We start from the raw sequence: 11389 nt of genomic DNA, 5'->3' as shown, positions 1-11389 counted from the left end.
CCCTGCTGCCTATTACAGCCTGAGAGGTTCCCATGAGCTTGTTGTTAGAACCCTACACCCTTCGCCAGCTAACCTTGCGCAACCGCATTGCGGTATCCCCGATGTGTCAGTACTCAGCGGTCGATGGCCTGACGAACGACTGGCATCTGGTCCACCTTGGCAGCCGCGCAGTGGGCGGTGCTGGCCTTGTCTTTACCGAGGCTGTTGCGGTCACCAAAGACGGCAGAATCACGCCTGAAGACCTTGGCCTGTGGAACGATGAGCAGATCGAAGGCTTGCAGCGAATCACCCGCTTCATCAACGCTCAAGGCGTGGTTGCAGGGATTCAGCTCGCCCACGCCGGACGCAAGGCCAGCACTTGGCGGCCGTGGCTGGGCAAGTCGGGCAGCATCAAAGCCGAAGAGGGCGGCTGGACCCCTTGGGGGCCATCGCCGATTGCCTTCGATCCCAAACACACGGCGCCGGTGCAATTGAGCGAGGCGCAGATTCAGGACGTCGTTCAAGCTTTCGTGGCCTCTGCAAAGCGGGCGCTCACGGCCGGGTTCAAGGTCGTGGAAGTGCATGCCGCCCACGGTTATCTGTTGCACCAGTTCCTGTCGCCGCTGAGCAATCAGCGTCAGGACAAATACGGCGGTTCATTTGAAAATCGTATTCGCCTGACGCTTGAAGTGACTCAAGCTGTACGTGCGGTCTGGCCTGAAGAGTTGCCTTTGTTTGTGCGAGTGTCCGCCACTGACTGGGTGGAAGATGGCTGGAACCCGGATGAAACCGTTGAACTGGCGCGCCGCTTGAAAGAGCTGGGTGTTGACCTTATCGACGTGTCGTCGGGCGGCACTTCAGCCAATGCTGAAATCCCTGTGGGTCCGGGTTATCAGACGCGCTTCGCCGAACGGGTTCGCAAGGAGTCGGAGATGCCGACGGGCACTGTGGGCATGATCACCGAACCGGCTCAGGCCGAGCACATCCTGCGCACCGGGCAGGCCGATATCATCCTCCTCGCCCGCGAACTGCTGCGTGATCCTTACTGGCCGTTGCATGCCGATGATGACCTCGGCGGCCGCAAGGCAACCTGGCCTGCGCAGTATCAGCGTGCTACCCATCGTGATCAGCCGATCCATGAGTCTGATTTGCGGGATTAGTGTGTGATGGGCGTCGGTGCTTGCCCGCAAGCATGATGGCGTGGGACCGGCTTTAGCCGGGAAAGGGCCAGTACCGCCGGTACATTTGTATTGGTGGACATACCGCTTTCCCGGCTAAAGCCGGTCCCACGTCTTCGTTGCAACATCCGGAAGCACTCCGACTCTCCAGCCATGACACACTTCGTTTTACTCTGCCATGTACCCAATCGAATGAAAAAGTCTGTGGAGGCTTTCCATGAACACGCGTGGCTTACTCGACCAACTTCTTAAATCCGGCCAGGAGATGTTGCAGAACAAGGCCGGTGGTGCCGGGCATCAGCAAGGCGGCAAGAAATCCTCTGCTGCGGGCGGCCTGGGTGGTTTGTTGGGCGGTGCTGGTGGCGGTGGTTTGAGCAGCCTGTTGTCAGGTGCTGGCGGTGGTGCCCTGGCTTCCGGCGCCATGGGTTTTCTGCTGGGCAGCAAGGGCGGGCGCAAAATTGGCGGCAAAGTGCTGACTTATGGTGGCCTGGCCGCCCTGGGCGTTATTGCGTATAAGGCGTATGGCAACTGGCAGGCCAAGCAGGGCCTGGCCGGGCAGGGCGAGCCACAGACCATTGACCGTCTGCCACCGGAGCAAGTCGAGGAGCACAGTCAGGCAATCCTTCGCGCATTGGTCGCCGCAGCCAAATCCGATGGTCATGTCGATGAGCGCGAACGTGAGCTGATCGAAGGTGAATTTACCAAACTGACCGGTGATCAAGAGTTGCAGCAATGGCTGCACGCCGAACTGCACAAGCCTCTGGACCCGGTCGAAGTCGCGCGTGCCGCGAAAACGCCGGAGATGGCGGCAGAAATGTACATCGCCAGTGTGATGATGGTGGACGAAGAACAGTTCATGGAGCGTGTGTATCTGGACGAACTGGCCCGTCAACTGAAGCTGGCACCTGCATTGAAGGCTGAGCTGGAAATACAGGTGCGTCAGGCGCAGGTTTAAAAGCAGTCGGTTGTGCTTGCTCGCAGCAAATGACAACGCGGTATGCCTTTCAGCCGCGTCTCATGTATCGCGGGCAAGCCTCGCTCCCACAGTTCCTGCGCGCTCTCGTAGGACCGGCTTTAGCCGGGAGGACGTCAGTACATCCGCTAAAAATCCATCCCCAGGACTATTGCCCTCGCGGCTGAAGCCGGTCCTACGGGGTTGCGATCAATCTTCGGGTTTGTGAGGAGACATAGAATCTCCCACAGTTCATGCGTAAAGCTGGCCCAACCACCCATCTGCAACACCACATCTAACCCCTGCATTCATCCGAATACCCAAGGCCTGTAAGACAATTCTCTGGATTTCGTGGGAATAGGCCTAATTTATCTCTGAAACAACCCCCTTAGTTCGTCAGAGCCTGGGCTATACTCAGGCCGCGTTGGGCCGCTCATCGGTCCGCTTCTTGAACCCGGCGTGAAGTCCGGTGTTGAACTCTTGAGGGATGACCGTGAAGAACTGGACCTTACGCCAACGGATCTTGGCGAGCTTCGCCGTAATTATCGCCATCATGCTCATGATGGTTATCGTGTCGTTTTCCCGCCTGCTATCCATTCAGTCCAGTGAAGAAGAAGTTCGCCTCGATGCACTTCCCGGCGTGTACTACAGCACCCTGCTGCGCAGCGCTTGGGGTGAAAGTTACATTCGGACTCTTGAGCTGATCGGTGAAGGGGAGGGGCGTGAGTTGACCGGCCCGGAAAAAGACCAGTTCAAGGATTTCGAGGCGCGCCTTCAACAGCAGGTCGACAACTATAAGCAAACCATCTTTGATGATAACGACCGCGCGAATTTCACTGACTTCGAGCGGCAGCGTGAGACTTACACGCGCCTGCTCAATGACGTGCATACCAGTTTCCAGCGCGGCGACTATATAAAAGCCAAGACCGAGTTTTACGATCAGACCAGACCAGTCTGGACGCTGGGTCGTAAGCAACTTAACGACATCATCGTCATCAACAAAAAAGTAGCTGATGACGCGACGGACCGAATTGTCGTCGCTGTTACCGGCGCAAAAATCAGCATGGGGCTTTCTCTGCTCATCGCGATTATCGCTGCGACATCATGCGGACTGTTGCTGATGCGTTCGATCATGTCGCCGATGCAGCGCATCGTCAGCATCTTGGAAACCATGCGCACCGGCGACTTGAGCAAACGGCTCAATCTGGATCGTAAAGACGAATTCGGCGCGGTGGAAACTGGCTTCAATGACATGATGACCGAGCTGACTGGCCTCGTTTCCCAGGCTCAGCGCTCCTCGGTACAAGTCACGACATCCGTCACCGAGATTGCTGCCACCTCCCGGCAGCAGCAGGCCACCGCTACCGAAACCGCCGCGACTACTACTGAAATTGGCGCGACGTCCCGGGAAATTGCTGCTACTTCCCGGGATCTGGTTCGCACCATGACCGAAGTGACCAGTGCTGCTGATCAGGCTTCGATCCTTGCCGGTTCCGGTCAGCAGGGCCTGGCACGTATGGAAGACACCATGCACCAGGTGATGGGCGCGGCGGATCTGGTCAACGCCAAACTGGCGATCCTCAATGAGAAGGCTGGCAACATCAATCAGGTGGTCGTGACCATCGTCAAGGTCGCTGACCAGACCAACCTGCTGTCGCTCAACGCCGCTATCGAAGCGGAGAAGGCCGGTGAGTACGGCCGTGGTTTTGCCGTCGTCGCGACAGAAGTGCGTCGTCTGGCTGACCAGACGGCCGTGGCGACTTACGACATTGAGCAGATGGTCCGTGAAATCCAGTCGGCGGTGTCTGCTGGCGTGATGGGCATGGATAAGTTCTCCGAGGAAGTCCGCCGCGGTATGTTCGAAGTCACTCAGGTGGGCGAACAGTTGACGCAGATTATTCATCAGGTGCAGGCGTTGGCACCGCGAGTGTTAATGGTCAACGAAGGCATGCAGGCCCAGGCCACCGGTGCCGAGCAGATCAATCAGGCGCTTGTGCAATTGGGCGATGCCAGTAGCCAGACGGTGGAGTCCTTGCGTCAGGCCAGTTTTGCCATTGATGAGTTGAGTCAGGTGGCGGTCGGTCTGCGCAGCGGCGTTTCGCGTTTCAAAGTCTGAGTACTGACCATGAGCGATCAACCGGTCAGTCGCGGCAGCTCCTCGGTGGTGCCGAAAAACAAGCTGTTCCTGCTGTTTCGTATCGGCGATGAGCGCTATGCACTGGAGGCGCTGCAAATCGCCGAAGTGCTGCCGCGCCTGCCGCTCAAGGTCATTGCCCAGGCGCCGCAGTGGGTTGCGGGGGTGTTGGCCCACCGCGGCGATATGATCCCCGTGATTGACCTTGCGGCGTTGGCTTTCGGCCAGATCGCCAAGTCGCGAACCAGCACGCGCCTGGTGTTGGTGCATTATCAGGCTGATGCCGGGCAGCCGAAGCGCCTGCTCGGGCTGATTATCGAGCAAGCCACCGACATGCTGCGTTGTGCGCCAGACGAGTTCAAGGAGTACGGCCTGGACAATCCCGATGCCTCCTATCTGGGGCCGGTACGCGAAGACGCGTCAGGGCTTGTGCAGTGGATCCGCGTTCAGGACCTGCTCAGTGATCAGGTCCGTGAGCTGCTCTATCCGGCGCAGCCCCCGGCATCTGAAATGATTGAGGAGGCGCTATGAGTCAAGAGGCGCGCTTCTTCGGTTTTCTCAAGGATCGCATCGGCCTTGATGTCGCTTCCGTGGGAGAGGCGATCGTCGAGCGTGCGGTTCGTCAGCGCTACCTGGCCACCAAGGTCATCGACAGTGACGCTTACTGGCAGCTTCTGCAGTCGTCGGCGGATGAGCAGCAGGCGTTGATCGAGGCTGTAATCGTTCCCGAGACCTGGTTTTTTCGCTATCCGGAATCCTTCGTTTCGTTAGGACAGCTCGCTAAAACGCGTATTGCCGAGCTGAACGGCGTGCGGCCAATTCGTATTCTCAGCCTGCCGTGCTCAACAGGCGAAGAACCTTATTCCATCGCCATGGCCTTGCTGGATGCCGGTGCGCTGGCAGCGCAGTTCACAATCGATGCAATGGATATCAGCCCGATATCGATTCAACGCGCACAGCGTGGGGTGTACGGTAAAAACTCGTTTCGCGGCGATGACATTTCCTATCGCGATCGTTATTTCAACGCGACCGAAGACGGTTTTGAGCTGCAGGACCGGGTTCGTGAACGGATCAGTTTTCGCGCGGGCAACTTGCTTGATCCGGCACTGACAAACCAGACGGCCTACGACTTTGTGTTCTGCCGTAATTTGCTGATCTATTTTGATCAGCCCACGCAGAAGCATGTGTTCGAGGTGCTCAAACGCTTGACCCGCGATGACGGCATTCTGTTTATCGGCCCTGCCGAAGGCAGCTTGTTGACGCGCATGGGCATGCGCTCGATTGGTATTCCCCAGACTTTTGCGTTCAGTCATTACACCGCGCCGGAAGAGCCCGTATCGCTGTTCGCTGAACCCTCGTCGCGCAGTTCAATCATTCCGCCGGGTTTCAACCCACGAAGCGTTTCGCGCACTCCGCCGCGACCGACCACCGTGTCGCTTGCGTCTACGCAAAGATCACCGTCCGTTGCAATGGGGAGCGGCATGACGGCAACGGGCAAGGACGACATTGCGACATTGCTCGGCACCATCGCCAGCCTCGCCAACGAAGGCAAAAGCGCTGAAGCACGCGCTGCCTGCGAGCGTTTTCTGAAAAGCCATGAGCCCGTGGCACAGGTGTTTTACTGGTTGGGGTTGCTCAGTGAGGTCGAAGGCGGGAATGCCCAGGCTCAGGGCTTTTATCGCAAGGCGCTTTATTTGCAGCCGCAACACCCAGAGGCATTGGCGCAACTTGCTGCATTGCTGGCGGCCCAGGGCGATAGCGCCGGTGCACGCAGACTCAATGAGCGTGCGGCCCGCAGTGTGAACAAGCAAGGTAGCCCGCGATGAACAGAATCTACAGCTATTCGAGCTTCATCCACGAAGATGCCCAGGCCATTGATGACTGCTGGAATCGCATCGGCATTCATGGCGATCGCTCGTGCCCATTGCTGGTCGAACATATCCATTGCCGTAACTGCCCGGTCTACGCTGCCGCAGCCACCAGCTTGCTGGATCGCTATGCGCTGACCCGAGGCGATCACGATCATGTGCAAGGGGCCGATTTTCAGGTCAGGACCAAAACGCGCTCGATCCTGGTTTTCCGTCTGGGGGAAGAGTGGCTGGGTTTCCCCACTCGTTGCCTGGCAGAGATTGCACCACTGCAAGCCATTCATTCGCTGCCGCATCAGCGCTCCCGGGCATTGCTCGGCGTGGCCAATGTGCGGGGTGCGCTGGTTGCCTGTCTTTCGCTTGTGGAGTTGTTGGGTCTGGATACTACGGTTGTGCCCGCGCAATCGAGCCGGATCATGCCGCGCATGCTGATCGTTGCCGCTGAAGGCGGTCCGGTGGTGGTGCCGGTGGATGAGGTCCACGGTATCCATGCCATCGAAGAACACCTGCTGGACTCGGCTTCGACTTCCGGGACTCACGCCAACGCCCGTTTTACCCGAGGCGTCTTGCAGTGGAAAGATTACAGCCTGCGCCTGCTCGATGAAGAACAACTGTTGTCGGCGATCAACCGGAGCCTTTCATGACGCCAGATGAAATGCGCGATGCCTCGCTGTTCGAGCTGTTCACCCTTGAGGCTGAAGCCCAGACCCAAGTGCTGAGCGGCGGTCTGCTGGCCCTTGAGCGAGACCCGACCCAGGCTGATCACCTGGAAGCCTGCATGCGTGCCGCCCACTCCCTCAAAGGCGCGGCGCGTATCGTTGGTGTTCATTTCGGGGTCAGCGTTGCCCATGTCATGGAAGATTGCCTGGTCAGCGCTCAGGAAGGTCGTCTGTACCTGCAGCCCGAACATATCGACGCCTTGCTGCAGGGCACTGACCTGTTGATGCGCATCGCGACGCCTGGCGTGAGCAATGTCGCGCAGGCCGATATCGACGCCTATGTGGAGCGCATGAATACCCTGATGGCTCAGGGCAGCGGTATGCTGCGCGGTGCGACGTTACCAACCCCATCCGCTGACGATGCCTTGTTGGCGGCCGCGATGGGGTTGACGCAATCGACGCCGTCCGGTCTTGATCCGTTCCTCGCACTCAATCTTCCTGACGAAAGTCCGGCGTCCGTTGTTACTGCTCCGCCAGTGTCAGCGCCCATGTCGTCTGTTGACGAAGGCCCGGCTGAACCTGCTGCGCCCGCCATGCGGCGTAACCGTCGGGCATCCGAGGGTGGCGAGCGCGTGCTGCGGGTGACAGCCGAGCGACTGAACAGCTTGCTGGATCTGTCCAGCAAGTCGCTGGTCGAGACGCAACGCATCAAGCCTTACCTGGCCAATATGCAACGGCTCAAGCGTATCCAGACCGGCAGCAGCCGCGCGCTGGACGATCTTGAGGCCAGTTTTGGTGAAGCCGGTCTTGGCCCGGATGCGCAAAAAGCCCTGGACGAAGCGCGTCGCCTGCTTGCCGAAGCTCAACAAATGCTGGTCAACCAGACCGCAGAACTGGACGAGTTTGGCTGGGTGGCGGGGCAGCGAGCGCAGGAGCTCTATGACACCGCGCTGGCTTGCCGGATGCGACCGTTTGCCGATGTTCTCGCCGGTCAGGCGCGCATGGTGCGTGATCTCGGGCGCGAGCTGGGCAAGCAGGTCCGGCTGGAAATCGAAGGGGAAAAAACCCAGGTAGACCGCGATGTGCTGGAGAAGCTCGAAGCGCCGCTGACCCATTTGTTGCGCAACGCCGTGGACCACGGCATCGAGCTCCCTGAAACGCGCCTGGCTGCGGGTAAACCAGCGGAAGGGCTGATTCGCCTCAAGGCGTCCCATCAAGCGGGCCAGTTGCAGGTCGAACTCAGCGATGATGGCGGCGGCGTTGATCTTGAGCGGCTACGCAGCAACATCATCAAACGCCAATTGTCGCCTGCTGAAACAGCGTCGCAATTGAGCGAAGAAGAACTGCTGACGTTCCTGTTTCTGCCCGGTTTCAGCTTGAAAGACAAAGTCACCGAGATTTCCGGACGTGGCGTCGGCCTCGATGCTGTCCATGACATGGTTCGTCAACTGCGCGGCGTGGTCTTTGCCGATCAACAGGCAAACAAAGGCACCCGGTTTGTGATGGAAGTGCCGTTGACCCTGTCGGTGGTACGCAGTCTGGTAGTGGAGGTCGGCGGCGAAGCCTATGCATTCCCGTTGGCGCACATTGAACGCATGAGCGATGTGCACAGCGACGATATTGTCCAGCTCGAAGGGCGTCAGCATTTCTGGCATGAAGAGCGGCACGTCGGTCTGGTCGCCGCCAGCCAGCTGCTGAATCGGCCAGCAAGCCAGAATACCGAAGGTGTGCTCAAAGTGGTGGTGATCCGCGAGCGTGATGCGGTTTACGGCGTTGCCGTCGAGCGATTCATTGGCGAGCGCACGCTCGTTGTGTTGCCCCTTGATCCTCGGTTGGGCAAGGTCCAGGACATCGCCGCGGGTGCCTTGCTTGACGATGGCTCGGCGGTGCTGATCATCGACGTCGAGGATATGCTGCGCTCAGTGGAGAAGTTGCTCAACACCGGACGTCTGGAGCGCATCGACCGGCGCAACCGGCAGATTGACGCTGTATCGCGCAAACGTGTGCTGGTGGTCGACGATTCGTTGACGGTACGTGAGTTGCAGCGCAAGTTACTGGTCAATCGCGGCTACGAAGTGGCCGTTGCCGTGGACGGTATGGATGGCTGGAATGCATTGCGCGCAGAAGATTTCGATTTGCTCATTACAGATATCGACATGCCCCGCATGGACGGTATCGAATTGGTCACGCTGGTACGCCGGGATACTCGATTGCAATCCCTGCCAGTAATGGTCGTTTCCTATAAAGACCGCGAAGAAGATCGCCGTCGTGGTCTGGATGCCGGTGCCGATTACTATCTTGCCAAGGCCAGTTTCCATGACGACGCGTTACTCGATGCCGTTGCTGAATTGATTGGGGATGCTCAGGCATGAAGATCGCGATCGTCAATGACATGCCCATGGCAGTCGAGGCCTTGCGTCGGGCGGTGGCCCTGGAGCCTTCGCACGAAGTGGTGTGGGTGGCGGGCAATGGAGCGGAAGCGGTGCGCAAATGCGCCGAACTGGTTCCGGACGTCATTCTGATGGACCTGATCATGCCGGTCATGGATGGCGTTGAAGCCACGCGGCAGATCATGGCTGCAACGCCGTGCGCCATCGTGATCGTCACCGTAGACCGCCAGCAGAATATGCACCGGGTGTTTGAGGCCATGGGGCATGGTGCACTGGATGTCGTGGACACGCCCGCCATCGGCGCAGGCAATCCCAGGGATGCCGCCGCGCCTCTATTGCGCAAGATCCTCAATATTGGCTGGTTGATGCGCCCCGAGCAGCGCTCTGAACCGGTTGTCTCGGCACCGCTACGCGCCAGTAGTCAGCGTCAGCAATTGGTGGCCATCGGTTCGTCGGCAGGCGGGCCCGCAGCGCTGGAGATATTGCTGAAAGGCTTGCCGGTAAATTTTCCGGCAGCCATCGTGCTGGTGCAGCACGTGGATCAGGTCTTCGCGGCTGGAATGGCTGAATGGCTCAGCAGTTCCTCAGGGCTGCCGGTGCGGCTGGCTCAGGAAGGCGAACCGCCGCGTCCTGGCACGGTGTTGCTGGCGGGCACCAATCACCACATTCGTTTACTCAAGAACGGCACGCTGGCCTATACGGCAGAGCCGGTCAATGAAATCTATCGGCCCTCGATCGACGTTTTTTTCGAAAGCGTGGCGCGTTACTGGACCGGAGACGCAGTAGGTGTTTTGCTGACGGGCATGGGACGCGATGGGGCTCAAGGCCTCAAACTCATGCGCCAGCAAGGTTATTTGACCATCGCTCAGGATCAACAGTCCTGTGCGGTGTACGGCATGCCCAAAGCGGCTGCGGCCATTGATGCGGCGGTTGAGATCAAACCGCTGGAGACTATTTCGATGCGTTTGAAAGAGGTGTTCGCCCAATGAGTGTTCAGGCGAATTCACCATCAGGCGTTGGACAGGAGTTCTTGAATGAATGATTTTCTGCTGGACTCCCTCCAGCCAGATGACGAAAACTCGGCCATGGTGCTGCTGGTCGATGATCAAGCGATGATCGGCGAAGCGGTCAGGCGTGGGTTGGCCAACGAAGAGCGTATCGACTTCCATTTTTGCGCCGATCCGCATCAGGCCATTGCTCAGGCGATTCAGATAAAGCCTACGGTCATCCTGCAGGATCTGGTCATGCCGGGCCTGGACGGCCTGACGCTGGTGCGCGAGTACCGCAATAATCCGCTGACCAAAGACATTCCGATCATCGTGCTCTCGACCAAGGAAGACCCGATGATCAAGAGCGCGGCGTTCTCTGCCGGTGCCAACGATTATCTGGTCAAACTCCCGGACACGATCGAGCTGGTAGCGCGCATTCGTTACCACTCACGCTCTTACATGACCCTGTTGCAACGTGACGAAGCTTACCGCGCCTTGCGCGTGAGTCAGCAGCAGTTGCTCGATACTAACCTCGTGCTGCAGCGCCTGATGAACTCCGACGGTTTGACGGGCTTGTCCAACCGACGTCATTTCGATGAGTACCTGGAGCTTGAGTGGCGTCGTGCGACACGCGATCAGACCCAATTGTCGTTGATGATGATCGATGTGGATTTCTTCAAGGCCTACAACGACAACTTCGGCCATCTGGAAGGCGACGAAGCGCTGCGTCAGGTGGCCAAGGCCATTCGCGCCAGTTCAGCTCGCCCTTCGGACCTGCCTGCGCGCTATGGTGGGGAAGAGTTCGCGTTGGTCCTTCCCAACACGTCGCCGGGTGGTGCACGTCTGCTGGCCGAGAAATTGCGCATGACCGTCGCCGGCATGAACATCCCGCACATCGCACCGACACCGGGCGCTTCGTTGACGGTCAGTATTGGCGTATCGACCATCGTCCCGCAGCCTGGCAGCAACAGCCGTCAGTTGATTCAGGAGGCGGACAAGGGGCTTTATGCGGCCAAGCATAATGGGCGTAATCAGGTTTCGGTGGCGTAGGTATCTACAACTTCTGTATCTGTGTACATATCCGTTAGCGCAGTCACGGTTTTAATTGGTTGCGCTTTTACAGCGCCTCACTTTTGAGAAGCGCAAAAGTAAGCAAAACGCTCTTGCCCAACACTCGGCACCTCGCTGGTGCTCGGTGTACCCGCCCGCAGATCCTGAACCGTGGGCCGCCGCAATGGGC

The 11389-nt window shown here is 58.7% G+C and carries 8 protein-coding genes and 2 pseudogenes; all 10 read left to right on the top strand.

Annotation, left to right across the window (positions count from 1 at the left end; all coding sequences use genetic code 11):
• The first annotated feature begins 32 nt into the window (after positions 1-32).
• The 10 genes and pseudogenes from H8S59_RS12990 to H8S59_RS12950 all read left to right on the top strand — a co-directional run bounded on the left by H8S59_RS12990 (position 33) and on the right by H8S59_RS12950 (position 11199).
• Positions 33-1139: an NADH:flavin oxidoreductase/NADH oxidase gene (locus tag H8S59_RS12990; protein WP_187521667.1), complete on the top strand. Its 1107-nt coding sequence runs from the start codon at positions 33-35 to the stop codon at positions 1137-1139.
• A 235-nt stretch (positions 1140-1374) separates the two neighbouring features.
• The gene (locus H8S59_RS12985) at positions 1375-2112 is read left to right on the top strand and encodes a tellurite resistance TerB family protein (protein WP_095094376.1); all 738 of its coding nucleotides are present in this window, start codon (positions 1375-1377) and stop codon (positions 2110-2112) included.
• Positions 2113-2602: 490 nt separating this feature from the next.
• A complete protein-coding gene (locus tag H8S59_RS12980) occupies positions 2603-4225 on the top strand; it encodes a methyl-accepting chemotaxis protein (protein ID WP_095094493.1) in 1623 nt (540 codons plus the stop codon).
• Between the two features lie 9 nt (positions 4226-4234).
• Positions 4235-4774, top strand: a complete 540-nt coding sequence (locus H8S59_RS12975; RefSeq protein WP_095094378.1) for a chemotaxis protein CheW — start codon at positions 4235-4237, stop codon at positions 4772-4774.
• A pseudogene (locus tag H8S59_RS27320) lies at positions 4771-5575 on the top strand (CheR family methyltransferase); the annotation flags it as partial. The gene H8S59_RS12975 and the pseudogene H8S59_RS27320, both read left to right, overlap by 4 nt.
• Before the next feature lie 182 nt (positions 5576-5757).
• Positions 5758-6069, top strand: a pseudogene (locus H8S59_RS27315) (tetratricopeptide repeat protein); the annotation flags it as partial.
• Entirely contained in the window at positions 6066-6755 is a 690-nt protein-coding gene (locus H8S59_RS12965) for a chemotaxis protein CheW (RefSeq protein WP_095094382.1), read from the top strand. The pseudogene H8S59_RS27315 and the gene H8S59_RS12965, both read left to right, overlap by 4 nt.
• Positions 6752-9142 (top strand): hybrid sensor histidine kinase/response regulator, encoded by a 2391-nt coding sequence (locus tag H8S59_RS12960; RefSeq protein ID WP_187521665.1) that lies wholly within the window; start codon positions 6752-6754, stop codon positions 9140-9142. The genes H8S59_RS12965 and H8S59_RS12960 overlap by 4 nt, the downstream gene beginning before the upstream one ends.
• Positions 9139-10149, top strand: coding sequence for a chemotaxis response regulator protein-glutamate methylesterase (gene cheB / locus H8S59_RS12955; protein ID WP_187521664.1), 1011 nt, complete (start codon positions 9139-9141; stop codon positions 10147-10149). The genes H8S59_RS12960 and cheB overlap by 4 nt, the downstream gene beginning before the upstream one ends.
• A 45-nt stretch (positions 10150-10194) precedes the next feature.
• Complete coding sequence (locus H8S59_RS12950) at positions 10195-11199, top strand: response regulator (protein ID WP_095094389.1); 1005 nt, start codon at positions 10195-10197, stop codon at positions 11197-11199.
• The last annotated feature ends 190 nt before the right edge of the window (positions 11200-11389 follow it).

The sequence above is a fragment of the Pseudomonas folii genome (assembly GCF_014357575.1).
Lineage (GTDB): Bacteria > Pseudomonadota > Gammaproteobacteria > Pseudomonadales > Pseudomonadaceae > Aquipseudomonas > Aquipseudomonas folii.
The sequence above is the reverse complement of the archived record's forward strand: the minus strand, read 5'-3'. Positions and strand labels throughout refer to the sequence as shown.

Excerpts from the sequence above, each read along its gene's own strand:
- H8S59_RS12990 (WP_187521667.1), top strand. The coding sequence starts at position 33 with ATGAGCTTGTTGTTAGAACCCTACACCCTTCGCCAGCTAACCTTGCGC.
- H8S59_RS12985 (WP_095094376.1), top strand. The coding sequence starts at position 1,375 with ATGAACACGCGTGGCTTACTCGACCAACTTCTTAAATCCGGCCAGGAG.
- H8S59_RS12975 (WP_095094378.1), top strand. The coding sequence starts at position 4,235 with ATGAGCGATCAACCGGTCAGTCGCGGCAGCTCCTCGGTGGTGCCGAAA.
- H8S59_RS12965 (WP_095094382.1), top strand. The coding sequence starts at position 6,066 with ATGAACAGAATCTACAGCTATTCGAGCTTCATCCACGAAGATGCCCAG.
- H8S59_RS12960 (WP_187521665.1), top strand. The coding sequence starts at position 6,752 with ATGACGCCAGATGAAATGCGCGATGCCTCGCTGTTCGAGCTGTTCACC.
- cheB (WP_187521664.1), top strand. The coding sequence starts at position 9,139 with ATGAAGATCGCGATCGTCAATGACATGCCCATGGCAGTCGAGGCCTTG.
- H8S59_RS12950 (WP_095094389.1), top strand. The coding sequence starts at position 10,195 with ATGAATGATTTTCTGCTGGACTCCCTCCAGCCAGATGACGAAAACTCG.